We start from the raw sequence: 24,260 nt of genomic DNA, 5'->3' as shown, positions 1-24,260 counted from the left end.
ACGCTTCAGCGACCCGGCGACCCCATCGAGCTCTCGAGAACACGGCCGAACGTCCGCGAGACGGGCGGCGTCCACAGGAGCACGATGATGCCGGTAGCGACCACTGCAGTGAGCGCGGCGCCCCAGTCCCAGCGGTCTCCCCACACGAGCACCACGGTGCTGAGTGCGACGGCGAGGCCGAGGAAGATCGTGAGCATGAGGCGGGAGAGTCCGCTTCCTCGGCGGACGCCGGCGGCGACGGCCAGGATGAGCAAGCCGAACAGCGCAATCGCGGCTCCGGTGAGCGAGAAGGCGGAGGTGCTCGCATCCGGGTCGTAGCGCCCCAGGAACACGAGGATGCCGAGGGCCGTCGCCAGTAACCCGGAGCCGTAGGCGAGGACGGCGACCACCGTCGTGATCACGGTCGCGACGCCGGAAGGAACGGGATCGGACGGCGTGGGTGCATGCGTCGCCGCACCGTGGGTGGGGTTCGACGCCGGGGACAGCACGAGACGACGATGCAGCAACCGGACCACCTCGATCGCCAACACCATCGCGATCGTGATCCCGGTGAGCGCGACCGCGAGCTCCGCGCCGGGATCGACGAGCACGAAGAACTGGCGGGCGAGCGGGATCGTGAAGACCGCGACGAGCAGGACGAACATCGCACCCACGACAGCCACCTTGAAGCGGTTGAGCGGACGGGAGAGAACGGCCAGCACCCAGATGCCGACGACGGCCAGGATCACAGTGGCTCCGGTGCGCAACTGCTCCTCGTGCGCCCCGAGCCCGCGGGCGACGAACGTGTACCAGGTCAGTCCCAGCGCGACGACGACGCCTGAGGGTATCGCGAAGCTCAGAGAACGGCGGAGGAAGCCCGGCTGGTAGCGGGCAGCGTTCGGCATGAGCGCGAGGAAGAACGCGGGAATGCCGATCGTGAGGCCATCGGTGATGGAGAGCTGGCGCGGCAGGAATGGGAACTCGAGGACGAACACTCCGAAGATGATCGCGAGCAGCGTCGCGTAGACGGTCTTGTTCAGGAAAAGCATCGACACGCGCTCGATGTTCGCGATGACCTGACGTCCTTCGGCGACGACATCCGGCAGGTGCGAGAACTGCCCGTCGAGCAGCACCAGTCTCGCCACGGCCTTCGTGGCAGCTGAGCCCGAGTTCATCGCGATTCCGATGTCGGCGGCTTTGATCGCGAGAGCGTCGTTGACGCCGTCGCCGGTCATCGCAACGGTGTGTCCATGGCTCTGCAGCGCGACGACCATCCGCTTCTTCTGTTCCGGTGTGACGCGGCCGAAGACCGTATGCCGGTCGAGCACATCGGCGAGCTCTGCGTCGTCGTCGGGCAGCTCCCTGGCGTCGAACCCGTCGGCCACGTCGAGACCGACTTCGCGGGCGATGGCGGCGACGGTGCGGGGATTGTCGCCCGAGATGATGCGGATGCCGACCTGTTGGCGTCCGAAGTACTCGAGGGTCTGTGCGGCGTCGGGGCGAACCTGTTCCCGGAAGGTGAGCACCATGGCGGGCCGGAGTCCGCCGGGGAGCTGCTCGGAGTCGATGTCGGCCGACGAGAGCCCAGAGTCCGCATGCCCGAGCACCAGCGTGCGCCGCCCTGTCTCCGCGAGGCCGGTCACCGTGCGCCCGAGCTCCGTGCGCGGTGACGTGGCCTCGTCGCCGAACACCATCTCCGGCGCACCCATCACCCATGTGCCGGAGACGCCGTCGAACGACACGGCGCTCCACTTCCGCGCGGACGAGAACGGAATGTATCCCGAGACCGAGAGCGGTGACGCGACCGGATAGGCCGCTCGCATCGACCGCGCTGTCGCGTTGGCGTCGGGAGACGCCGCGTACCAGGCCAAGGCAGCCGCCGCGTCGTCGGTCAGCTCCGTCGCGGCATCGTCGAGAGAATGCACCGCATCGAAGCCGATCTCCCCCACGGTGAGCGTGCCCGTCTTGTCGAGGCAGACGACATCCACGCGCGCGAGACCCTCCACCGCCGGCAGCTCGTTCACGAGCACCTGCCTGCGAGCCAGTCTCGACGCGCCGACAGCGAAGGCGATGCTCGTCATGAGCACGAGGCCGAGCGGGATCATCGCCGTCAGGGAGGCGATCGTGTTGACGACGGCCTGCACCCAGGCATCGGTCGAGAACACCCTTGAATACCCACCGAGGACGAGGATCTGGGCGTTCAGTACCAGCAGGCCGACAGGGCCGATGATCCAACTCACCCATTTCAAGACCCGGTTGACCGACGTGCGAAGCTCGCTGGAGACCAGGGAGAATCTCTTGGCCTCTCCAGCGAAGTGATTCGCATACGAGTCAGCGCCCACCCGCGTGGCGATGGCCGTCCCCTCCCCGGCGACGACCACGGCGCCGGACAGCGCATCGTCGCCGGGCTGCTTCTCCACGGGGTCCGATTCGCCGGTGAGCATCGACTCGTCGATCTGCAGGCCGCGCGAGGTGAGGACCCGCGCGTCAGCCGGGACCTGCTCGCCCGCTCTGAGCACGAGCACGTCGTCGAGCACCACCTCTCCCGGTGCGATCTCCCGCTCGTCGCCGTCGCGCAGCACCAGTGCGCGCGGAGCGTTCATCAGGGCGAGCCGATCCAGAGCCGACTTCGCGCGGAACTCCTGGATGCATCCGATGATCGCGTTCGCGAAGGCCGCGAGACCGAAGAGAGCGTCCTGCCACCTTCCGACCAGGAACAGCACGAAGAAGCAGGCGAACACGATGCCGTTGAAGAGGGTGAAGACGTTCGCGCGCACGATGCTCCACGCGCTGCGACTGGTGTCCGCGACGAACGCGTTCGTCTTGCCCGCAGCCACCCGCTCCGCGACCTCGGTTTCGGAAAGGCAGGCCGGGCGCGCAGAAGCAGTGGTGTCCACAGACCTCAATATAGACGCGAAGAGGCCCGCCTCCCCTTGTTTCCAAGGGGAGGCGGGCCTCATTCCTGTGACAGCGACTTTGTGGAGCTGGGGGGAATCGAACCCCCGTCCAACGCTGAGTCTCCACGCCTTCTCCGGGCGCAGTCTGTGAAGACGTTCTGCTCGGCTCCGACCTTTGTCACAGACACCTAAGTCGACGAGCCCAGCCTGGGAAGAGTCCCACGTGACGTCCAGACGCCATCACGCAGCAAGATTCCTAGATGACGCCAGGATCCGTATCGGAATCACATACGGCCTGACGGACTATCGGGCTCGCTTATGCAGCGAGGGCGAAGTCGTTGCGCTTGGTTTCGGCAACTATTTTTTTGCAGAGAGCGTTTACGAGATAACTCTGCATCCTCGGCCCGCTTCTCGTGGATTCACAGGCGCTGTCGAAACCGATCAGCCCCGTGGTCCTTCTCTCGAAGGAGCCGCTGTCACACTGTGGAATTACCATCTCGGGCGGCGACCGCCCGAGCATCTCAGACTACAACGTTCTCCGCCGCTGCACCATTCCCCTGTCGCACCGAGGGCTGGCGTAGAGTCGCCCCATGAGCAGCGAAGTCACCGTCACCGTCCGCGGCGAGCACGAGGCGCGAGTGGCGCCCGAGCGCGCCACCGTCAACGTGAGCGTTCGCACCGACGGCTCCGAACGAACCGACGTCGTCGAGAGCGCACTGCGGCTCGCAGACCCGGTGCGCCGCAGCATCAGCGATCGGTCGGATGCCGGCACCGTGGTCGACTGGTCGAGCAAGCGCATCTCCGTTCGGGCCGAACGCCCCTGGAGCAGCGAGGGCACAAGACTCGATCCCGTGTACTACGCGAGCATCGACTTCACGGCGACGTTCTCCGAGGCCTCGGAGCTCTCCCTCTGGGTCTCCGACGTGTCAGCCTGGGACGGCGTCGAGATCGGCTGGGTGGACTGGCACCTGACCCCGGAGACGCGCACGCAGGTGGAACGTGACGTCGCCGCATCGGCCGTCGGCGTGGCTGTCACACGCGCCGAGGCCTACGCCGGGGCGCTCGGCCTGGATGAGGTCACCCCGCTGGAGATCGCTGACGTCGGTCTCATCTCCAGCGGGCAGCCCGCGCCCGGCGCCCCGATGCTCAAGGCCCGAGGAGCCGCGGCATTCGCCGCCGACTCTGCACCCGCCATGGAGTATGAGCCGGAGGAGATCGTGATCTCCGCCACCGTCGAGGCCAGATTCCTCGCCCGCTGACCGATCAGATCGGCGCGACGAAGGGCGCGAGCTCCGCAGCCAAGCGCTCCGAGACGCGCGCATGCACAGCCGTGCCGTCCTCGCGGTGATCCACAGAGAGCAGCATGCCCGACTCGTGGATCGATGCGACGAGGTCGCCACGATCGTACGGAATCACCGCTTCCACCTCGACCGCGGGCTTCGGCAACGCCGCTTCGACCGCTGCCCGCAACTCTGCGATCCCCTCGCCCGACCTCGACGACACGAAGTGAGCGTGAGGTTGCAGGCCACGGAGGACGAGACGTTCATCCTCCGTGATCAGGTCGGCCTTGTTGAAGACGACGATCTCCGGCAGGTCTCTGACGCCCACGTCGCCGAGGACGTCACGCACCGTCTGCAGCTGCCCCGCAGGCTCGGGGTGCGACCCGTCGACCACGTGGAGCACGACGTCGGCCTCACCCACCTCTTCCAGAGTCGAGCGGAACGCTTCGACGAGCTGATGGGGGAGATTGCGGACGAACCCGACCGTATCGGTCAGCGTGTAGACGCGGCCGTCTTCCGTCTCCGTCCGGCGGACGGTGGCGTCCAGCGTCGCGAACAGCGCGTTCTCGACCAGGACACCCGCGCTCGTGAGGGCGTTGAGCAGACTGGACTTGCCGGCGTTCGTGTATCCGGCGATGGCGACGGAAGGAATGGTATTGCGCTTGCGCTCGGCGCGCTTGGCATCCCTGGCGGGACCGAAGTCGCGGATCTGTCGTCTGAGCAGCGCCATCTTGGTGCGGATGCGTCGACGATCCAGCTCGATCTTCGTCTCACCAGGACCGCGCGAGCCCATACCTGCACCACCCGCGCCCACCTGGCCACCGGCCTGACGGCTCATCGAGTCGCCCCACCCACGCAGGCGTGGGAGCAGGTACTCGAGCTGAGCGAGCTCGACCTGAGCCTTGCCCTCACGGCTCTTCGCGTGCTGACTGAAGATGTCGAGGATCACCGTCGTGCGGTCGATCACCTTGACCTTCACGACGTCTTCGAGCGCACGCCGCTGACTGGGCGCGAGTTCGGTATCGGCGATGACCGTGTCGGCTCCGACCGCGGCGACGATGTCCTTGAGCTCCTGCGCCTTGCCCCGACCGAGATAGGTTGCGGCATCAGGGTGCGGGCGACGCTGCAGCACACCGTCGAGCACCACGGCGCCGGCCGTCTCGGCGAGGGCGGCGAGTTCTCGGAGCGAGTTCTCCGCGTCTTCCTGGGCTCCCTGGGGGTAGACGCCCACGAGGACGACGTTCTCCAGCCGCAGCTGCCGGTACTCGACCTCGGTGACGTCCTCGAGCTCCGTCGACAGACCTCCGACGCGTCGAAGCGCATGACGGTCCTCCAGATCCCACTGCGCGCCGTCTGCGCTCCCGTGTGATGCGGTCGATTCGTCCTGCAGCGCCTGAGCGGCGCCGAACACTCGGACGTCCGAGCGCTTCTCCGCGTTCGCGAGCACACGATCGAGCGTCTGATCGTCGGTGGAGGGGGTTGTGGTCTCCGTCATCCGTTCCTTGTCTCTGGGTTTCGTTGCGAGCCTTAACCTTAGCCCGCGGTGTCCGGTACGCTCACCGTATGGGGTCAGATCACTACTTCACTGCGGCCCCGGCAAGCCCCGAGAATCTGCGCAAGATCCGTGTGACTCTCGCGGGTCGAGAGCTGGAAGTCACCACCGCCGGTGGCGTCTTTAGCCCAGACCGTCTCGACGCCGGCACTGCAGTGCTCCTCGCCAACATGCCCCCGGTTCCGCCGGGCGGCGATCTTCTCGACCTCGGCAGCGGCTGGGGGCCGGTGACGCTGTCGATGGCTCTGGCTGCTCCCCACGCGACGGTCTGGGCCGTCGACGTCAATGAGCGTGCCCTCGATCTTGTGCGTCGCAACGCGGCAGCTCTTGGGCTCACCAATGTCAACGCTTCGCTGCCCGACGATGTTCCCGAACACGTGTCATTCCGCACGATCCGCTCCAATCCGCCGATCCGCGTCGGCAAGAACGAGCTCCACGGGCTTCTCGAACGGTGGATCCCGCGCCTCGATGAGCGCAGCGACGCCTGGCTGGTCGTGCAGCGCAACCTCGGAGCCGATTCTCTCCAGCGCTGGATCGGATCGACGTTCCACCCCGGCTACAGCGTGTTCCGAACCGCCACGGGCAAGGGATACCGCATCCTCAAGGTGCGAAAGCACGGAAACCCGCCGACGGAGCCGATTCTCCTCAGCTGAGCAGACCGAGGCCGAGTCGATCCGCGCGATGGCCGGACGGAGCCGTCAGACGAGGTCGACCTCGCCCTGGAAGACGAGTTGCGCCGGCCCCGACAGGGCGACGTGCTCGCCGTCTTCTGCGGGGAACATGCGAACGCCGAGCGTACCTCCAGGCACCTCGACCTGCCAGTTGCTCGGAGCGTTCGCTCCCGCCCAGTGCCTGACCGCGAGTGCCGTCGCGGCGACACCCGTGCCACAGCTGAGGGTCTCCCCCACACCACGCTCGAACACCCGCATGCTCACGTGACCGATTCCATCGCGCACGAGCGGCTCACCCGGAACCACGAACTCGATGTTCGCGCCCTCGGGGAGCGGAGGTTCGAGATCGGGCGCCCTGTGCAACTCGAGTGACGCGAGCTCGGCCTCCGAGGCGAGGGCGACCACGACGTGCGGGTTGCCGACGTCGATACCGAGTCCCGGTCGCGTCACGGACAGGCCGTCGACACGAACCAGCGGGTCATCGCCGGAGAGCTTCCAGCGCCCGAGATCGACCTGGTATCCGGTAGCGCTTCGCGTGACGTCGCGCACGCCCGCCCTCGTCCCGATCGGCAGTGTGGAGCCGGGTTCGATCGTCGCCAGACCTGAGCGCACGAGGTAGTGGGCGAACACGCGGACACCGTTCCCGCACATCTCGGCGATCGATCCGTCCGCATTGCGGTAGTCCATGAACCACTCCGCCTGTGGCTCCTCCTCCAGAGTCGCCACGCCCTCGGGGATGGCTGAGGACCTCACGACACGGAGAATCCCGTCGGCACCGATGCCGAAATGACGATCGCACAGCACCGCGACCTGCTCGACGGTGAGGTCGAGCTCGGCGTCGGGGTCGGCGATGATGATGAAATCGTTGCCCGTGCCGTGACCCTTGGTGAATGCGACCATGGTTCCAGTCTAGGGATCGTGAGGAGCAGCTCCCGTCACGAACGCCCGTCGCGAGCAACCCGATAGCGCCCGCAGAGGAAGTTGCGATTGCGTGCCACCTCCAGCAGTTCGAGGTCGAGCCTGCGCGGAAGCAGCGGGGCGCCAGAACCGAGCGTCACGGGGGCGTACTGCACCCAGACCTCGTCGAGCAGTCCGGCATCGGCGAACTGGCCTGCCAGGTCTCCCCCACCGACGACCCAGAGATCTTTTCCTCCGGCGGCCTCCTCCATCTGAGAATGCACCGTCCGGACGTCGGCCTGGGTCAGCCGCACGTCTGCGCCCGTGGGCAGATCGAGCTCGCGGTGAGTGAACACCCACGTGGGTTGCGAGTATCCCCAACGCCCCTCTTCGTGGCGCATCACCCATTCATACGTCGAGGCCCCCATCGCCAGGGCGCCGATGTTCCGCTCGAACCCCGTGTAGGCCATCGGTCCGTCCTGGTCGATGTCCTGCGTGAGCAACCAGTCCAGCGAATGCTCGTCGGTGGCGATGAATCCGTCGAGGCTGGATGCGGTGTAGAAGTGAGTCGTCATCCATCGAGACTGTCAGGGACTACCGACATCGCAGGCCACCGACATCGCAGATCAGGACGAGAGGAGCGCAGCAACCTCCGCGGGGGCGTCCCACCACTCGAGGTCGGGATACCGCTTGAACCACGACACCTGTCGACGGGCGTATCGCCGCGTGAGGGCCTGGGTCTGCGCGATGGCCTCGTCCTGCGTGAGACGACCGTCGAGCTGGTCCAACGCCTGCGCGTAGCCGATGGCGCGCGGCGCTGTTCCTCCGCGCTCGAGCCCGCGGGAGCGCAGCCCGGCGACCTCGTCCGGCAGACCTTCGGCCCACATGCGCTCGACCCTGGCGTCGAGGCGCTCCACCAGTGCGGGGCGATCGACGCGGAGTCCGATCAGTCTTGTGTGCGGGTGCCACAGCACTGGCGTGTCGGGCAGCGCCGCACCATGGGTCGCGCTCCCCTGTTCCAGCACCTCGAGAGCGCGGATGACGCGGCGGGGGTTGCGCGGATCGACACGGTCGGCCGCTTCGGGATCCAGCCCGCGCAGCCGCTCGATCATGACCGCGGCTCCGAGCATCTCGAACTCCTGCTCGAGGCGCTCGCGCAGCGCCGTGTCCCGCGGCGGGAAACGGAAGTCGTAGACGACGCTCGACACGTACAGGCCCGAGCCACCGACGAGGATCGCATCACCCCCGCGGCGGTGGATGTCCTCCACGGCGGCGCGCGCTCGGGGCTGATACCACGCGACAGCCGCGTCCTCATCGACATCGAGCTCGTCGAAGAGATGATGCGGGATCCCCCGCCTCTCCGCCGACGACACCTTCGCTGTGCCGATGTCCATGCCGCGGTAGAGCTGCATGGCATCGGCGTTCACGATCTCAGCCGGGTTCCCTCGGGCTCGCAGCGCCTCGGCCAGCTCTATCGCGAGGTCGCTCTTCCCGGTACCGGTCGCCCCGACGATCGCCCAGAGGCGAGGTTCGGTCACACCCCGACGCGCAGTGTCGGAAGCCCGAGCGACACAGCCTTCTTCTCGCCGCTGCCGCTCGGAGCGGGTACGGCGCACGACTCCGACTGCGAACGGTCCCAGGCGTCTCCGCCTCGAGTGCGACGGATCTTGAGAGGCGCTCCCGTCGGGTCGTCTGCGAGCAGGTGGAACGGAGCTCCATGGGTCACCGTCACGGTGACGACGTCTCCTGGACGAGGAAGGTCCGACCCCGGTGTCACCTCGAAGTGCACGAGTCTGTTGTCCTCCGCGCGACCGGTGAGCCGGTGGGTCTCGGTGTCCTTCTTGCCCTCACCCGTGGAGACGAGAACCTCGATCTGCCGACCCACCTGCTTCTGGTTCTCTTCCAGCGAGATGCGCTCCTGAAGGGCGATCAGGCGGTTGTAGCGCGCCTGGACTATGTCCTTCGGAACCTGGTCCTCCATGGTCGCCGCAGGCGTGCCTTCGCGGATCGAGTACTGGAAGGTGAAGGCGCTGGAGAAACGAGCCTGCTCGACGACACGCATGGTGTCTTCGAAGTCCTCCTCGGTCTCCCCCGGGAACCCGACGATGATGTCGGTCGTGATGGCGGCGTTCGGGATGCGCGCGCGGACGCGGTCGAGGATCCCGAGGAAGCGCTCACTGCGGTAGGAACGTCGCATCGCCTTGAGGATGCGATCGCTCCCCGACTGCAATGGCATGTGAAGCTGCGGCATGACGTTCGGAGTCTCCGCCATGGCATCGATCACGTCATCCGTGAAGGCTGCGGGGTGCGGGCTGGTGAATCGGACGCGCTCGAGGCCTTCGATCTCACCGGCCGCGCGCAGGAGCTTGCCGAACGCCTGTCGATCGCCGAATTCGACGCCGTAGGAATTCACGTTCTGCCCGAGAAGCGTGACCTCGATCGCACCGTCTTCGACCAGAAGCCGGATCTCGTTCAGGATGTCGCCGGGACGACGGTCCTTCTCCTTGCCGCGCAGGCTGGGCACGATGCAGAACGTGCAGGTGTTGTTGCACCCGACCGAGATCGACACCCAGCCGCTGTGCGCCGAGTCTCGCTTCGTAGGCAAGGTTGAGGGGAACACTTCGAGCGACTCGAGGATCTCGAGTTCGGCATCTCCGTTGTGGCGGGCGCGCTCGAGCAGCCCCGGAAGGGAACCCATGTTGTGGGTGCCGAAGACGACATCGACCCACGGCGCCTTGTCGAGCACAGCCTGCTTGTCCATCTGTGCGAGGCAGCCGCCGACGGCGATCTGCATCCCGTCTTTGCGGCGCTTGACCGACGCGAGATGGCCGAGTGTGCCGTAGAGCTTGCCTGCGGCGTTGTCGCGGACCGCGCAGGTGTTGATGATCACCACATCGGCTTCCGCACCGTCGACTGCCCTGACGTAACCTGCGCTCTCCAACGAGCCCGAGAGGCGCTCCGAGTCGTGCACGTTCATCTGGCACCCGAAGGTGCGTACTTCATACGATCGCTGTCGTCCGTCGACGTCGACGGCTGCCGACGACGCGCCGATGATCGTCGGTTCGCTGCGCGGGATAGTCATGATCACCCCATTGTACGAGCCGTTTCCGTGCGGAAGCGGCGCTCACTGCTCAGTCGGAATCGACGAACCGCACCCCTGAGGTCGCTCCGCCGAACGAAGCCTCGCGCAGCGCGACCTTCGCCGCCTTCATGGCGACCGCTCCGTTGTAGCCACGACGAGAAAGCTGTCCCACCAGACGACGGAGCGCCGCGTCGGGGTCGAGTCGAGTCATCGACCGCGCCTTGGTGCGGGCGAACTCCAGCGCGCGTTCGTCGTCGTCGTCCGGAAGCTCTTCGAGCGCGCTATCGATGACCTCACGCGGAATCCCCCGCTGAGCGAGCGCGCGAGACAGAGCGACTCTCCCCTGCCCCTTTCGATCCACTCCCGACCTCACGAGGACGCCGGCCAGGGCCGCATCATCGAGGTAACCACGACGGCAGAAGTCCTCGATCACATCGCTGATCGCACTGCCATCGAGGCCCGCACCACGCAGCACCTGCCGGGCTTCAGAGATCGACAACGACCGGGCTCGCAGCTTTCGCACGAGCGACTCCTCGGCCGCGACCCGGATCTCATCGTGTGACGCCTCTTGCTGAGTCGCGCCGTCTCCTTCCGTCGCGTCGAGCGCGCGGAGCCTGGGAGCCGACCGCGAGGGATGAGAGCTCCTGGCGCCGGAGGGATCCCTGCGCCCGCGCGCCGGATGGCGCTCACTCGGGGTTCCCGTGTGAGCTGCATCGTCGGCTGTGTCGATGGAAGCAGGGTCGCCTGGAGGAGAGTCCCAGGTCGTACGCCAGACCGCATCCCCGTCGCCTCGCGATGATGGCAGTGTCGCTGATTCGCCGTACTGCGTGACCGGCGTGGAAGGCGTCGCTCCTGGTTTCTTCGCTGTTCCGCCGAAGAGGGGGATGATGGGGGCGATCCGGTCTGGATCGCCCCCACGCGAGTCGTTCATCAGGCCGGACGACGCTCTGCGAGCTCATCGGCAGCGGCCGGGGCAGCGGACGGCCCGCCGATACCGAGCTTCTGCTTGATCTGCGTCTCGATAGCCAGAGCGATGTCGGGGTTATTGAGCAGGAACGTGCGTGCGTTCTCCTTGCCCTGACCCAGCTGATCACCGTCATAGGTGTACCAGGAACCCGACTTCTTCACGATGGCGTGTTCGACGCCGAAGTCGATCAGGCTGCCTTCGCGGGAGATGCCGACGCCGTAGAGGATGTCGAACTCCGCCTGCTTGAACGGCGGCGCCATCTTGTTCTTCACGACCTTGACCCTGGTGCGGTTTCCGACGGCATCGGTTCCGTCCTTCAGCGTCTCGATACGACGGATGTCCATGCGGACCGAGGCGTAGAACTTCAGCGCCTTACCGCCGGCGGTGGTCTCGGGGGAACCGAAGAAGACGCCGATCTTCTCACGCAGCTGGTTGATGAAGATCATGGTGGTGTTGGTCTGGTTCAGACCACCGGTGAGCTTACGAAGGGCCTGCGACATGAGTCGCGCCTGCAGACCCACGTGCGAGTCGCCCATCTCGCCCTCGATCTCGGCACGAGGCACGAGCGCCGCGACGGAGTCGATGACGATGAGGTCGATGGCTCCGGAGCGCACCAGCATGTCGGCGATCTCGAGCGCCTGCTCACCGGTGTCGGGCTGCGACACCAGGAGAGCATCGATGTCGACGCCCAGCTTCGCGGCATAGTCGGGGTCGAGCGCGTGCTCGGCATCGATGAACGCCGCGATTCCCCCGGCGCGCTGAGCGTTGGCGATCGCGTGCAGCGTGAGAGTCGTCTTACCCGAGGACTCCGGTCCGTAGATCTCTACGATTCGGCCACGCGGCAGTCCTCCCACGCCGAGGGCGACGTCGAGGGCGATGGAGCCGGTCGGGATGACGGCCACAGGGGCACGCTCATCGCTGCCCAGCCGCATGACCGAGCCCTTTCCGAACTGGCGGTCGATCTGAGCGAGGGCGGTCTCGAGGGACTTCTCGCGGTCGGCGGGTGATGGCATGATGTGCTCCTTCTGCGCGCGTGATGCCGCCTGTAGGCTGTCGCGGCTCTTCCGGTTGGGAGAAACTCTCCGACAAGGCGTAATGGCTCTTCGGCTTGTTTCCACCGTAGGAGGGACCACCGACATCGGTGCGACGATCTCACATACAGTGCAGAACAAACGGTCTGGACCACTTGTGCAGAAGACTACGCCCGCTTCGAACGGATCTTCGACGACACGCCGCAAATGGTGGGTCGTGTTCCGTAGAGGGCGGACGAGGAACGTCGGTCAGCGCCGCCGCGGCTCCTGCCGTCCGACTCCGTGACGCCTGTCCTCGGGAACGTCCATCTCCGCGCACAGCGCCAGCCAGATGTCTCGCGGCGGCGTGCCGTCGGCGAGAGCTTCGAGAGCGGTACGCCCACCTACGGCACTCAGGCCGAGGTCGTTGACCAGAGAGGAAGCCCTCAGCCCGAACTCGGTATCGACGGCGCGAAGGAACTCGCTACGACGCATCACCACCCCATTCGGGGGTCAGTGCAGCGAGAGCTGAGGCTCGACCGACGCCACGAGGTCGTCGGGAACGACGTCAGGGAAGACCTGAATGCCCTCGAGCACCGAAATGCGGTCACCGACTTCGCGCATGATCGTCGAGATGGGGACGTCGAGAGCGTCTGCGACCGAGGCGAGAATCTCGCTCGAAGCCTCTTTCTGACCGCGCTCCACCTCGCTGAGGTAGCCGAGTGCGACTGATGCCTTGCTGGCGACCTGCCGAAGCGTACGCCCCTTCTGCAGGCGGAAGTCCCTCAGCACATCGCCGATTTCCTGTCGTACAAGAATCATCGGAACCTCCTCCCCATGTGTTCGCTCGAGGTCTCCCCCGATGAGACAGCCAGTCTAGTACCCCTGGCGTGCACAGAATCTACTCCTGCACTCTGTGGTTTACGTGTGAGCACATCAGAGACAACCAGCCGCAGGGCTCTGCTATTCCGAGAGCAGGGCGAGCATCTCCTGGAGTGCCGCGTCCACCGTCTGCGCCCGGATCGATCCCCGGTCGCCGACGAAGAGAAAGGCCCTGGTCCGCGATGCCGCGGGGGTGACGACGCCGATGTGCACCGTGCCGACGGGCTGCCCGTCCGGAGACACCGGTCCGGCGATCCCGGTCGTGGACACCCCCACATCGGCAGCCTCGCCGTCGACGCCGACGACGCGTCTGACGCCGTCTGCCATCTCCAGTGCGACCTGCGGATGCACCGGCCCGTATCTCGACAGCAGGCCCTCATCCACGCCCAGCACGGACGACTTGACCGGCGTGGCATATGCCACGACGCCTCCGAGCAGCACGGCTGACGCTCCGGGAACCGCGACGAGATCGGCGCACAGGGCGCCCCCGGTCAGGGATTCGGCCACGCCGAGCTTCCATCCTCGTCGGCCCAGCGCAGCGAGGACCTCGGCTGCCGCCTGACTCATGACTTCCGGCGCGACCCGCGTACCTGCGCCACGACGTAGTCGATGCCGCTCGCCACCGTGAGGACCAGGACGATGAGCATGAGGATGAACGTGATCAATGTCCAGGCGTCGAGACCGATGACGTAGTGCAGCGGGAGGAGTGCCCACCCGAGCGCCACCCCTTGGAACGCGGTCTTGATCTTGCCCATCCAGGCCGCGGCCACGACGTGTTCGCTGGCCACCATGAGCCGATGGATCGTGATGCCCCATTCGCGCACGAGGATGATCGCAACGATCCACCAGTTGACCTCGCCCAGAATCGCGAGCCCGATGAAGCCGGCACCGGTGAGCATCTTGTCGGCGATCGGATCCCAGAGCTTGCCGAAATCACTGACGATGTCGTACTTGCGGGCGAGGTACCCGTCGACCCAGTCCGTCGAGATCCCGACGATGAAGATGACTCCGGCCGCCCAGCGGAGACCCGGGTCCGAGAACCCATAGGTGCCACCCAGCAGGAGCAGGACGAAGAAGACGACGGCCAGCGGGATGCGCGCGACCGTGATGGCGTTGGGGAGCTGCCGTGGGATCGCCATCAGTCGCGTCCCGTCAAGCCCCAGGCATCTTCGTCGCCCTCAGCTTCCACCTCGGGAAGACCCTCGTACTGAGCCGCGATCGGGTCATGCGTCTGCGGGAGCGGCGGGACGGGCGGAACCGCAGGCGCAGCCGATGCCGATGTCGGTGCCGGAACGTCCTCTCCGCGCAGCTTGGCCATCACCTGCGGGAGCTGCTCGGCGGTCGCCAGCACGTCTCGCGCCTTCGACCCCTCGGAGGGGCCGACGATCTCGCGCGACTCGAGCAGATCCATGAGACGACCTGCCTTCGCGAACCCGACGCGGAGCTTGCGCTGGAGCATCGACGTCGATCCGAACTGCGAGGAGACGATGAGCTCGGCGGCTGCGAGCAGCAGCTCCAGGTCATCCCCGATGTCCTCGTCGACTTCCTTCTTCTTCGTCGGCTCCATCGCCTCCTGCACATCCGGACGGTAGTCCGGACGTGCCTGACGGGTGACGTGCTTGACGACCGCGTCGATCTCCTTCTCGTCGACCCACGCGCCCTGCAGGCGGAACGGCTTCGATGAACCCATCGGCGAGAACAGGGCGTCACCTTGACCGATGAGCTTGTCGGCACCGGGGCTGTCGAGGATGACCCGGCTGTCCGTGACGCTCGTCACGGCGAAGGCGAGTCGTGACGGGACGTTGGCCTTGATCAGACCCGTCACGACGTCGACGCTCGGGCGCTGAGTCGCTAGCACGAGATGGATGCCGGAGGCACGTGCGAGCTGCGTGATGCGGACGATCGAGTCCTCGACGTCGCGAGGGGCGACCATCATGAGGTCGGCGAGCTCATCGACGACCACCAGAAGGTACGGGTACGGCTTCAGGACACGCTCGCTGCCCACCGGGAGCTCGACCTCGCCCGCGCGGACAGCCCGGTTGAAGTCGTCGATGTGCCGGAAGCCGAACGACGCGAGATCGTCGTACCGCATGTCCATCTCCTTCACGACCCACTGCAGCGCCTCCGCCGCCTTCTTCGGGTTCGTGATGATGGGCGTGATCAGATGCGGGACACCGGCGTAGCTGGTCAGCTCGACACGCTTCGGGTCGATCAGCACCATGCGCACGTCGGACGGGCGGGCACGCATCAGCAGACTCGTGATCATGGAGTTCACGAAGCTCGACTTACCCGAACCGGTGGAGCCGGCCACGAGGAGGTGCGGCATCTTCGCGAGGTTCGCGATGACGATGTTGCCGCCGACGTCTTTGCCGACGCCGATGGTCATCGGGTGCGTGCTCTTCTGCGCAGCGGGCGAGCGCAGCACATCGCCGAGAGCCACCATCTCCTTGTCGGCGTTCGGGATCTCGATGCCGATCGCGCTCTTGCCCGGGATCGGCGAGAGGATGCGCACGTCGTTCGAGGCCACGGCGTAGGCGAAGTTGTTGCTCAGCTGCAGGATCTTCTCGACCTTGACGCCGTGGCCCACCTCGACCTCGTACTGCGTGACCGTCGGTCCACGGGAGAAGCCGGTCACCTTGGCATCGACCTTGAACTGCGACAGCACGCTGGTGATCTGCTCGATCACCTTGTCGGTCGCCTCTGAGCGCATGACGGGCGGCGGGCCTTCGACCAGGAGTCCGGGAGACGGGAGGATGTATGGCGTGACGGGGGCCTGCGGGCCGCGGTCGCCCGGACCATCGGTGCCGAACCCGTCGAGACCGGGTAGTTCCGGCACCTCTCCTGTCTCGGAGGAGTCATCGAGCAGGGCCGTGGTCTGCTGCTCGGCGAGCGAGTCGGCGACCGACCTGACTTCGGACAGCACCTCGGTGGCCGCGTCGTAAGGATTCTCGACGACCACTGCCTGGTCGTACGCAGGCGTGGGATCGGAGGTGGTCAGGAGCGCGGTGATGTCGTCGGAATCGAGTGTGCCCTCATCCGGGTCCTCTTCGCGGCCGGTCTTGTTCCGGCGCCACCACGGCAGTACGTCGGGGTCATCGGTCTTGTCCGCGTCGTCGATCGCTGCGGCGTCCTTCGCCGGCTTCTCCGGTCGCTCCGCGTCGAACATCCAGGCGTAGAGATTCCCGAGGCGCGAACCGATGCGATTCGGCGGTGTCTTGGTGAGGATCAGGATGCTGAGTGCCACGAGCAGCGACAGCACGATGTACGCCGGGATGTCGGTGAGGTACGTCAGCGGCTGCCCCACCAGCCAGCCCAGCAGACCGCCCGACTCGCTGAGCGCAGGCATCCCCTGGTTCGGATGCGGGCGAGGCCCTGCGACATGGAAGATCCCCGCGAGGGCGAGGACGAACATGCCGAAGCCGATGCCGATACGACCGTTGTCGTGGACAGAGGACGGGTGCCGGAACAGCCATCCGGCGAGCAGGAGGAGCAGCACGGGCATGATGAAGGCCACGCGTCCGACGAAGAGACCCACCGAGTAGGCACTGATGTTCGCTGCGACCTCGTTGCCGATGAAGAACCACTCGTTGACCGCACCGAGCACGGCGAGGAGCACGAGGAAGAACGGGAAGCCGTCGCGACGGTCGTCCTTCTCGAGGGTCTCAGGGCCGAACGCGCGGAAGAGTCCTCCGACCCCGTGCGCCAGCCCGGCCCAGGCACGGACGGCGACGGGAGGCTTGTCGGCCTCGTCGATGTACTTCTTGGGAGCGGGTTGGGCCTTGCGAGCGGGCGTGGCCTTGGGAGCCGTCTGCCGCTTGGGGCGCGACGGTGCGCTCGTCGACGCGCGCTCTGTCTTCGTGGTACTCCTGGCCATGCTCTCACGTTACGTCCAACAGGCGACATCGCCGCGTAATGACGCGGCTTTCCACGGATCGGAGAGAGCGTACGCTACCCCGTACCGCGAGCCATCGTGTCGCGCGTCGACCCCTGACCCACCACGGCGAACCCTTCCGCACGATACAGATTGCGCGCGAAGTTGTCCCGCTCCACGCTCAAGCTGATCCTGGCATGGCCTTGGGACCCGGCGAGCTGCACGATGCCGCGCAGCAGGGACCGACCAACACCCCGAGCGCGCCAGAGCGGGTGCACGCCGATGATCAGCTCGGGGACCGCGATGCCGATGAAACCGAATCCCGGCTCGTTCTGCGGAAGCACCCGATACCAGGCGGCACCGACCGCGACGTCATCGTCACCCAGCGCGACGAGGCCGTCGTCTGACATGCGTTTCCACCCCGCGAGGTAGCGCCGATGCTCCGTCGAGGTCAGCACCTCGTGCCGTGGCCGCACTCCTCCGGCTCGCCAGTTCGCCGCCTCGACGAGCATGTCGCCGAGGAACATCGCATCCGTCTGCGACGCCCTGCGAAGCGAGAAGCCCCTGTGCATGACGCGAGCATAGGCCGACGGTGTTACGTCGGCATGACGACTACCCGTGAGTGCGAGAGGACCGCGCCGGCGTCACGCCTCGATGACGAGCGGCACGATCATGGGGCGACGACGAAGCCGCTGATTCACCCAGCGACCGATCGTGCGTCGCACGACCTGCGACAGCGCATGGGTGTCACGGACACCATTGCCGGACGCCTCCTTGAGCGCGGCGACGATCTTGGGCGTGACGTCGTCGAACACGGAGTCGTCCTCGGCGACGCCGCGCGCATGGATCTCCGGGCCCGAGATGATGCGCCCGGTCGTGGCGTCCACCACGACGATGACCGAGATGAAGCCCTCCTCGCCGAGGATCCGGCGGTCCTTGAGGTCGGCGTCCGTGATCTCGCCGACGGTTGAGCCGTCGACGTACACGAACCCGAGATCGAGCTGACCTGCGACCTTCGCGACCCCGCCCTTGAGGTCGATCACGGTGCCGTTCGAGGCGATGATCGTGTTGTCCTCCGGCACGCCGGTGTCCTGCGCCAGCTTGGCGTTCGCGATGAGATGGCGGTACTCGCCATGGACCGGGAGGACGTTCTTCGGCTTCAGGATGTTGTAGCAGTAGATGAGCTCACCCGCGGCGGCGTGCCCGGAGACGTGCACCTTCGCGTTCGCCTTGTGCACGACGTTGGCGCCCAGCTTGGTCAAGCCGTCGATCACGCGGTACACCGCGTTCTCGTTGCCCGGGATGAGGCTGGAGGCGAGGATGACGGTGTCGCCCTCGCTAATCTCGATCGCGTGATCCATGTTCGCCATCCGGCTGAGCACGGCCATCGGCTCTCCCTGCGAGCCCGTCGACATGTAGACGATCTGCTCGTCGGGCAGATCACGTGCCTTCTTGAAGTCGATCAGGACGCCGTCCGGCACCTTCAGGTAGCCGAGCTGCTCGGCGATCGTCATGTTCCGGACCATGCTGCGGCCGAGGAACGCGACGCGGCGCCCGTTGGCGTGTGCGGCATCGATGACCTGCTGCACACGGTGGACGTGGCTGGAGAAGCTGGCGACGATGACGCGACGCGGCGCCTTCGCGATCACCTGATCGAGCACGGGGCCGATGGAGCGTTCCGTCGGGGTGAAGCCGGGCACGTCGGCGTTGGTCGAGTCGACGAGGAACAGATCCACGCCCTCTTCCCCGAGGCGGGCGAACGCGCGCAGGTCGGTGATCCGGCCGTCGAGGGGAAGCTGGTCCATCTTGAAGTCGCCGGTCGCGAGGACCATGCCGGCGGGGGTGCGGATGGCCACGGCCAGCGCGTCGGGGATGGAGTGGTTGACCGCGACGAACTCCAGGTCGAACGGACCGACCCGCTCCTCCTGCCCCTCCTTCACGGTGAGAGTGAAGGCCTTGATGCGGTGCTCCTTGAGCTTCGCCTCGACCAGCGCGAGGGTGAGCCCGGAGCCGATCAGAGGGATGTCGCTCTTCAGGCGCAGGAGGTAGGGCACGGCGCCGATGTGATCTTCGTGGCCGTGCGTGAGCACGACACCGACGATGTCGTCGAGGCGATCACGGATCGGCTCGAAGTCCGGGAGGATCAGGTCGACTCCCGGCTGGTGCTCCTCCGGGAAGAGCACACCGCAGTCGACGATCAGGATCTTCCCGTCGTACTCGAACATGGTCATGTTGCGACCGATCTCTCCGAGCCCGCCGATCGGGATGACCCGCAGCGTCCCTTCATCGAGAGCGGTCGGTTCTACCAGGGGAATGGACATGCTGTCTCCTCAGTCGGACACTCCGCGCGTCCGTTCGTTCATGGCGACGCGACTCAGCGCGTCGTGCCGTGCACCTTCGGCAGGGCACCGCCCGCGGCCGCATTGCGGTCGGGACGGAAGTTCGAGAAGTCGGCACCGGGAACGTCCTGGACGAGGTCGAGCTCATCCTCGATGAGCGCCGCCTCCCATTCCTCGGGACCGACCAGGGGAAGTCGGACGCGCGGACTCGAGATGCGACCGAGTCCGTGCAGGATGTACTTGGCCGCGACGGTCCCAGGCACATGCGTCATCACGGCGCGGACGAGCGGCTCGAGCCGCTTGTGCTCCGCCGTGGCCGTGGCGAGGTCTCCCGCGTTCACCGCGTCGATGATCGTGCGGTACGGCGCCGCGGCGACGTTGGCCGTCACGCCGATCAAACCGGTCGCCCCGATCGCGAGGTGCGGCAGCACGTTCGCGTCGTCGCCCGAGAAGTACATGAGGTCGGTCTGGTTCAGCACCCGACTCACCTCGGAGAAGTCGCCCTTGGCGTCCTTCACAGCGAGGATGTTCGGGTGCTTCGCCAGACGCAGGATCGTCTCGTACTTGATCGGCACACCGGTCCGGCCCGGGATGTCGTAGAGGATCACCGGGAGGTCGGTGGCGTCGGCCACCAGACGGAAGTGTGTGAGGATGCCCGCCTGCGTGGGCTTGTTATAGTACGGCGTGACGATCATGATGCCGTCGGCGCCTGCCTTCTCGCTGGCCTTGTAGAGCTCGATCGCGTGCGCGGTCTCGTTCGACCCGCCACCCGTGATGATCTTCGCCCGACCTGCGGAGACGGACTTGCCGACCTCCACGAGCTTGAGCTTCTCGGGGTCCGTCAGAGTCGAGGTCTCACCGGTCGTTCCCGTCACGACGATGCCGTCCGCTCCCGCGGTGATCACGTCATCGATGTGCTTCTCGACGGCGGGCCAGTCGACTTCGCCGTCGGCCGTCATCGGAGTGACGAGCGCGACGAGAACCTGTCCGAAGGGGTTGCCCGAGTGCGTCATAGACCCAGCGTATCGGTTCGACCACCGGTCATGCGGACGCGAAGACGCGGATGACGTCCCCGCGGGCGACGTCGTTCTTCCCTGCCAGGAGCACCCCGACCATGTCACCGGCCCTCGCCTCGTTCGCGCGCTTACGGAACATCTCGATTCCGGTGATCTCGGTCGTCGACAGCGCGGCACCGTCACGGATGACCGAGACGGCGTCTCCGACACGGACGACACCGCGGCTCACTTTGCCCGTGGCCACGAGACCGCGGCCGGTGATCCTGAACACGTCCTCGACGGCGACCTCTCCGGCTCCGGCCTCACTGCCGACAGTCATGGGCGCGGCCGTATCGGCGGAGATCCCCGCGGTGAGGTCCGCGAGGCGAGCGGCCTCCGCAGCGTTGTACGCCCGAAGCATCTCATCGGCACCCTGAGGATCGCGCTTTCTCCTGAACAAACCCATGCACCGATCGTACGGACCGGGGGTGCACCGCCGTACGCTCGTGGGATGGGCTGGCTCACACGAAGCACCGACACGAAGTACGAGAACGCATGGATCCGCGTGCGAGAGGACCGGATCACGGGGCCCTCAGGCGACGAGGGTATCTACGGTGTCGTCTCCATGCAGCATCCGGCCGTGTTCGTCGTCGCGATGGACGAGGACGAGCGCGTGTGCCTCGTCACGATCGACAGATACACCGTCGGCACGAGCGTCGAGATCCCGGCCGGTGGCAGCGACGGGGAGGACCCACTCGTCGCGGCTCAGCGCGAACTCCGCGAGGAGACGGGGTACGAGGCGGCCGACTGGACCCCTCTCGGCGGCATGCTGGCTCTGAACGGCATCGCCGAGGCCCCGGAGCACGTCTTCCTCGCCCGCGACCTCCATCCGATCACGGGCGAAGACGCATCACGCGGCGTCTCTGCCGAGACGCAGGCGGAAGAAGGCATCCGTGCCGTCTCCTGGGTACCGTTCGAGGACGTCCTCACGATGATCGCCGAGGACACGATCACGGACGGCGAGACGATCGCCGCCATCGCGAAAGCCGGGATCCGGCTCGGAAGGTTCCGCTGAACCTCGCGGATCGACCCCGGAAAGGTCTGTGATCAGACCCGGCCGCGACGCGCCACACCGGAGGTGAGTGAACTCGGCAACACGCGCGCCAGAGCGACGATCGCCTTGTATCGCAGCGACGGCACCGACACCGACTTGCCGAGCGCCGCATCGCGAAGGCCGATCCTGACGACGTCGCGCGCATTCAGCCACATGATGGCGGGAACACCCTCCTGACCTACCGGCAGCCCCATCCGCTCGTGGAACGACGTGTGGGTGAACCCCGGGCACAGCGCCGTCACGGAGACTCCGTCCCTCGCGTACTCGGCGTTGGCCCAGCGGCTGAAGCCGATGAGCCATGCCTTGCATGCGGAGTAGGTCGAGCGCGAGATGAATCCCGCGACCGAGGCGACGTTGATGATGCGCCCGCCGCGACCGCGCATGGACTGGAGCGCCGCATGCATGAGGCGCATCGACGCCTCCACATGCAGCCGTAGGTGACGGACCTCGTCGTCGATGTCGTTGTCGGCGAACTGCAGAGGCAGTCCGAACCCCGCGTTGTTCACGAGAAGGTCGACGGGGTCCGAGGTGTCGCGCAGCCTTTCCGCGACCTTCTCGACTCCTGCCTCTTCCGCCAGATCGGCGGACACGATCTCGACCGCGACCCCGTACTCGCTCCGCAGTTCCGCCGCCAGCTTCTCGAGGGCGCCCACCGAGCGCGCCACCAGGATGAGGTCGGCCCGCCGCCGCGCCAGCTGACGGGCGAACTCGGCGCCCAGCCCTGCGCTTGCTCCGGTGATCAGCGCGGTGGGCATCAGCGCTCGTATCCCAGGAAGCGGTACCGGACGCCGGTGCGGGAGGTCTGCCACTCCCCCTCGTCGACCAGGCGCCAGCCCTTCTTGTCCGGGGCGTACGCGTCGCCGGCGACGTCCAGGTCGAGCTCGGTGACCTCCAGACGGTCCGCGTCGCCGATCACCTGTCGGAAGATCTCCGCACCGCCGATGATCCATGCCCGGTCGAGTCCGCGGACCGCCTCGGCGACCGTCGCCGCGCGACGCGCGCCCTCTTCGGACCAGTCCTGCTGCCGGGTCACCACGATGTTCTCGCGGCCGGCGAGCGGACGGAAGCGCTCAGGGAGAGAGTCCCAGGTCTTGCGCCCCATCACGACCGGAGCGCCGAGGGTGACTTCCTTGAAGTGAGCCAGGTCCTCTGGCACATGCCACGGCATGCCGCCCTCCGCGCCGATCACGCCACCGTGCGCTTCGGCCCAGATCAAGCCCACCCAGGTCATACCGCGACCGCCGCCCTGATCGGCGCGTGGTGCTGGTAGTCGTCCACGATGAAATCCTCGTAGCGGTAGTCGAAAATCGACTCGGGCTTCCGCGCGAAACGCAGCGTCGGGTATGCGTAGGGCTCACGGCTCAGCTGCTCGCGCACCTGCTCCACGTGGTTGTCGTACACGTGGCAGTCGCCGCCGGTCCAGACGAAGTCGCCGGGCTCGAGCCCCACCTGCTGAGCGATCATCAGCGTGAGGAGCGCGTAGGAAGCGATGTTGAACGGCACTCCGAGGAACATGTCCGCGCTGCGCTGGTACAGCTGGCAGGAGAGCTTGCCGTCGGCGACGTAGAACTGGAACAGCGCGTGGCACGGTGCGAGCGCCATGTCGGGGATGTCGGCGGGGTTCCATGCCGAGACGATCAGCCGCCGCGAGTCGGGCGAGCGGCGGATCTGCTCGATCACCTCGGAGAGCTGGTCGATGCTGCCGCCGTCGGGCGTCGGCCAGGAACGCCATTGCACCCCGTAGACAGGACCGAGGTCGCCGGATTCGTCCGCCCACTCATCCCAGATCGTGACGCCGTTCTCCCGAAGCCACCCCACGTTCGAATCGCCCTGCAGGAACCAGAGGAGCTCGTAGGCGATGGACTTGAAGTGCACGCGCTTGGTCGTGATGAGCGGGAACCCCTTCGACAGATCGAAGCGGATCTGTCGACCGAAGACGCTCGTCGTGCCGGTGCCGGTGCGATCGGACTTGTGCGTGCCGCTCTCCAGGACGTCTCGGAGCAGATCTTCATAAGGAGTCGGGACGGCTGCGCTCATGACAGCCACGATACCGCCACCCTCACCCTGTCGGGCGGATGAGCGCGCCCCCGGGACGTCGCCGTCATCGTCGGAAACATCGGCCCCGAGCGCCCTGGAGCCGCATATCCTCGACCCATGTCTCCCGCCCTGGCCCTCGGCTTCGCTGCTGCACTGCTCGTGCTCGCGACGCTCATCGGTGTCGCGCTGCGACGCCGTGACGGTCGGCGACGCGACGGCGGCACGCTTCACTTCGTCCCCACGGATGCGGACTCCGCCGAACTCGGGTCCCGGGCGACCCTGGTGCAGTTCAGCACCGAGATGTGCGCGCGGTGCCCGCAGGTGCGCAGGCTGCTCGGCGCATACGCCGCCGAACACGAGGGTCTCCGCCATGTGGAGGTGGATCTGACTCACCGTCCCGACCTCTCGACCCGCTACAAGGTGCTCCAGACACCGACCACCTTCGTCGTGGACGGGTCGGGTGCCGTGCGCGCGCGATTCCACGGTGTCCCTCACCGGCATGCCCTCACCGACGCCCTCGCAACCCTCTGAGCCGAAGAAACGGAGCATCCATGAGCAATCCCGCCGGCATCGACCCCAGAGGCCCCCGATTCGCCGCAGCGATCACCGCGGTGCTGCTGCTGGTGGCGACGTTCCTCGCACTGACGGGGATATCCACAGCGCAGGCGGGTGCCGCGACGTTCGGCT

At 66.7% G+C, this 24,260-nt stretch carries 24 protein-coding genes, 1 other RNA gene and 1 pseudogene; 5 read left to right on the top strand and 21 right to left on the bottom strand.

All coding sequences use genetic code 11. From position 1 onward, the window contains the following. Positions 1 to 5: 5 nt before the first annotated feature. Together AX744_RS14205 and ssrA are read right to left on the bottom strand one after the other, a co-directional pair. On the bottom strand, positions 6 to 2,876 hold the full coding sequence (locus AX744_RS14205) for an HAD-IC family P-type ATPase (protein ID WP_061017567.1): 2,871 nt from the start codon (positions 2,874 to 2,876) through the stop codon (positions 6 to 8). 79 nt (positions 2,877 to 2,955) lie between these two features. Further along, positions 2,956 to 3,325: a transfer-messenger RNA gene (gene ssrA / locus AX744_RS14200) on the bottom strand. A gap of 141 nt (positions 3,326 to 3,466) precedes the next feature. On the opposite strand from ssrA, the gene AX744_RS14195 reads away from it, so the two are divergent. Then, positions 3,467 to 4,135, top strand: a complete 669-nt coding sequence (locus tag AX744_RS14195; protein ID WP_061017565.1) for an SIMPL domain-containing protein — start codon at positions 3,467 to 3,469, stop codon at positions 4,133 to 4,135. 4 nt (positions 4,136 to 4,139) lie between these two features. On the opposite strand, the gene hflX is transcribed toward AX744_RS14195, so the two are convergent. Further along, positions 4,140 to 5,651: a GTPase HflX gene (gene hflX, locus AX744_RS14190; protein ID WP_061017563.1), complete on the bottom strand. Its 1,512-nt coding sequence runs from the start codon at positions 5,649 to 5,651 to the stop codon at positions 4,140 to 4,142. A 68-nt stretch (positions 5,652 to 5,719) separates the two neighbouring features. Between hflX and AX744_RS14185 the strand changes: the two genes are divergently transcribed. Continuing rightward, complete coding sequence (locus AX744_RS14185; protein WP_058630542.1) at positions 5,720 to 6,361, top strand: class I SAM-dependent methyltransferase; 642 nt, start codon at positions 5,720 to 5,722, stop codon at positions 6,359 to 6,361. Positions 6,362 to 6,406: 45 nt separating this feature from the next. Here AX744_RS14185 and dapF read toward each other — a convergent pair whose 3' ends face one another. The 15 genes from dapF to AX744_RS14110 form a co-directional block, all read right to left on the bottom strand. Further along, the gene (dapF, locus tag AX744_RS14180) at positions 6,407 to 7,279 is read right to left on the bottom strand and encodes a diaminopimelate epimerase (RefSeq protein WP_061017561.1); all 873 of its coding nucleotides are present in this window, start codon (positions 7,277 to 7,279) and stop codon (positions 6,407 to 6,409) included. A 35-nt stretch (positions 7,280 to 7,314) separates the two neighbouring features. After that, entirely contained in the window at positions 7,315 to 7,851 is a 537-nt protein-coding gene (locus AX744_RS14175) for a dihydrofolate reductase family protein (RefSeq protein WP_058630540.1), read from the bottom strand. Between the two features lie 51 nt (positions 7,852 to 7,902). Next, positions 7,903 to 8,814, bottom strand: a complete 912-nt coding sequence (gene miaA / locus AX744_RS14170) for a tRNA (adenosine(37)-N6)-dimethylallyltransferase MiaA (RefSeq protein WP_061017558.1) — start codon at positions 8,812 to 8,814, stop codon at positions 7,903 to 7,905. Next, entirely contained in the window at positions 8,811 to 10,358 is a 1,548-nt protein-coding gene (gene miaB, locus AX744_RS14165; protein WP_058630665.1) for a tRNA (N6-isopentenyl adenosine(37)-C2)-methylthiotransferase MiaB, read from the bottom strand. The genes miaA and miaB overlap by 4 nt, the downstream gene beginning before the upstream one ends. A 49-nt stretch (positions 10,359 to 10,407) precedes the next feature. Continuing rightward, on the bottom strand, positions 10,408 to 10,881 hold the full coding sequence (locus AX744_RS21060; protein WP_231728825.1) for a regulatory protein RecX: 474 nt from the start codon (positions 10,879 to 10,881) through the stop codon (positions 10,408 to 10,410). Positions 10,882 to 11,288: 407 nt separating this feature from the next. Then, complete coding sequence (gene recA, locus AX744_RS14155; RefSeq protein WP_061017554.1) at positions 11,289 to 12,338, bottom strand: recombinase RecA; 1,050 nt, start codon at positions 12,336 to 12,338, stop codon at positions 11,289 to 11,291. A gap of 267 nt (positions 12,339 to 12,605) precedes the next feature. Further along, a complete protein-coding gene (locus tag AX744_RS14150) occupies positions 12,606 to 12,830 on the bottom strand; it encodes a DUF3046 domain-containing protein (protein ID WP_046748327.1) in 225 nt (74 codons plus the stop codon). An 18-nt stretch (positions 12,831 to 12,848) separates the two neighbouring features. Then, complete coding sequence (locus AX744_RS14145) at positions 12,849 to 13,157, bottom strand: helix-turn-helix domain-containing protein (protein WP_026049981.1); 309 nt, start codon at positions 13,155 to 13,157, stop codon at positions 12,849 to 12,851. Between the two features lie 141 nt (positions 13,158 to 13,298). Beyond that, positions 13,299 to 13,784 (bottom strand): CinA family protein, encoded by a 486-nt coding sequence (locus AX744_RS14140; protein WP_058630536.1) that lies wholly within the window; start codon positions 13,782 to 13,784, stop codon positions 13,299 to 13,301. Then, on the bottom strand, positions 13,781 to 14,356 hold the full coding sequence (gene pgsA / locus AX744_RS14135) for a CDP-diacylglycerol--glycerol-3-phosphate 3-phosphatidyltransferase (RefSeq protein ID WP_058630535.1): 576 nt from the start codon (positions 14,354 to 14,356) through the stop codon (positions 13,781 to 13,783). The genes AX744_RS14140 and pgsA overlap by 4 nt, the downstream gene beginning before the upstream one ends. Next, entirely contained in the window at positions 14,356 to 17,091 is a 2,736-nt protein-coding gene (locus tag AX744_RS14130) for an FtsK/SpoIIIE family DNA translocase (protein WP_061017552.1), read from the bottom strand. The genes pgsA and AX744_RS14130 overlap by 1 nt, the downstream gene beginning before the upstream one ends. A gap of 74 nt (positions 17,092 to 17,165) precedes the next feature. After that, positions 17,166 to 17,660, bottom strand: coding sequence for a GNAT family N-acetyltransferase (locus AX744_RS14125; protein ID WP_058630533.1), 495 nt, complete (start codon positions 17,658 to 17,660; stop codon positions 17,166 to 17,168). Between the two features lie 72 nt (positions 17,661 to 17,732). After that, positions 17,733 to 19,409, bottom strand: coding sequence for a ribonuclease J (locus tag AX744_RS14120; protein ID WP_058630532.1), 1,677 nt, complete (start codon positions 19,407 to 19,409; stop codon positions 17,733 to 17,735). Between the two features lie 53 nt (positions 19,410 to 19,462). Next, complete coding sequence (dapA, locus tag AX744_RS14115) at positions 19,463 to 20,440, bottom strand: 4-hydroxy-tetrahydrodipicolinate synthase (protein WP_046748321.1); 978 nt, start codon at positions 20,438 to 20,440, stop codon at positions 19,463 to 19,465. Between the two features lie 28 nt (positions 20,441 to 20,468). Then, positions 20,469 to 20,888 (bottom strand): EF-Tu/IF-2/RF-3 family GTPase, encoded by a 420-nt coding sequence (locus AX744_RS14110; RefSeq protein WP_082738535.1) that lies wholly within the window; start codon positions 20,886 to 20,888, stop codon positions 20,469 to 20,471. Positions 20,889 to 20,933: 45 nt separating this feature from the next. Here AX744_RS14110 and AX744_RS14105 point away from each other — a divergent pair, with 45 nt between their 5' ends. Continuing rightward, complete coding sequence (locus AX744_RS14105; RefSeq protein WP_061017547.1) at positions 20,934 to 21,497, top strand: NUDIX domain-containing protein; 564 nt, start codon at positions 20,934 to 20,936, stop codon at positions 21,495 to 21,497. Positions 21,498 to 21,529: 32 nt separating this feature from the next. Here the strand turns inward: AX744_RS14105 and AX744_RS14100 are convergent, their stop codons facing one another. Genes AX744_RS14100 through AX744_RS14090 form a run of 3 tightly spaced genes read right to left on the bottom strand, consistent with a single transcriptional unit; the run spans position 21,530 to position 23,573 of the window. Further along, on the bottom strand, positions 21,530 to 22,291 hold the full coding sequence (locus AX744_RS14100; RefSeq protein ID WP_058630528.1) for an SDR family NAD(P)-dependent oxidoreductase: 762 nt from the start codon (positions 22,289 to 22,291) through the stop codon (positions 21,530 to 21,532). Continuing rightward, positions 22,291 to 22,767 (bottom strand): dihydrofolate reductase, encoded by a 477-nt coding sequence (locus tag AX744_RS14095; protein WP_058630527.1) that lies wholly within the window; start codon positions 22,765 to 22,767, stop codon positions 22,291 to 22,293. The genes AX744_RS14100 and AX744_RS14095 overlap by 1 nt, the downstream gene beginning before the upstream one ends. After that, positions 22,764 to 23,573 carry a thymidylate synthase gene (locus tag AX744_RS14090; protein ID WP_058630526.1) on the bottom strand — a complete coding sequence of 270 codons (810 nt, stop codon included), beginning with the start codon at positions 23,571 to 23,573 and terminating at the stop codon, positions 22,764 to 22,766. The genes AX744_RS14095 and AX744_RS14090 overlap by 4 nt, the downstream gene beginning before the upstream one ends. A gap of 117 nt (positions 23,574 to 23,690) precedes the next feature. Between AX744_RS14090 and AX744_RS14085 the strand changes: the two genes are divergently transcribed. Together AX744_RS14085 and AX744_RS20335 are read left to right on the top strand one after the other, a co-directional pair. Continuing rightward, positions 23,691 to 24,104, top strand: coding sequence for a TlpA family protein disulfide reductase (locus AX744_RS14085; protein ID WP_046748471.1), 414 nt, complete (start codon positions 23,691 to 23,693; stop codon positions 24,102 to 24,104). A gap of 20 nt (positions 24,105 to 24,124) precedes the next feature. Further along, a pseudogene (locus AX744_RS20335) lies at positions 24,125 to 24,260 on the top strand (DUF4395 domain-containing protein); the annotation flags it as partial.

The sequence above is a fragment of the Microbacterium sp. CCH5-D1 genome (assembly GCF_001557335.1).
Classification (GTDB): domain Bacteria; phylum Actinomycetota; class Actinomycetes; order Actinomycetales; family Microbacteriaceae; genus Microbacterium; species Microbacterium oxydans.
This window is presented reverse-complemented; position numbering and strand designations above follow the sequence as displayed.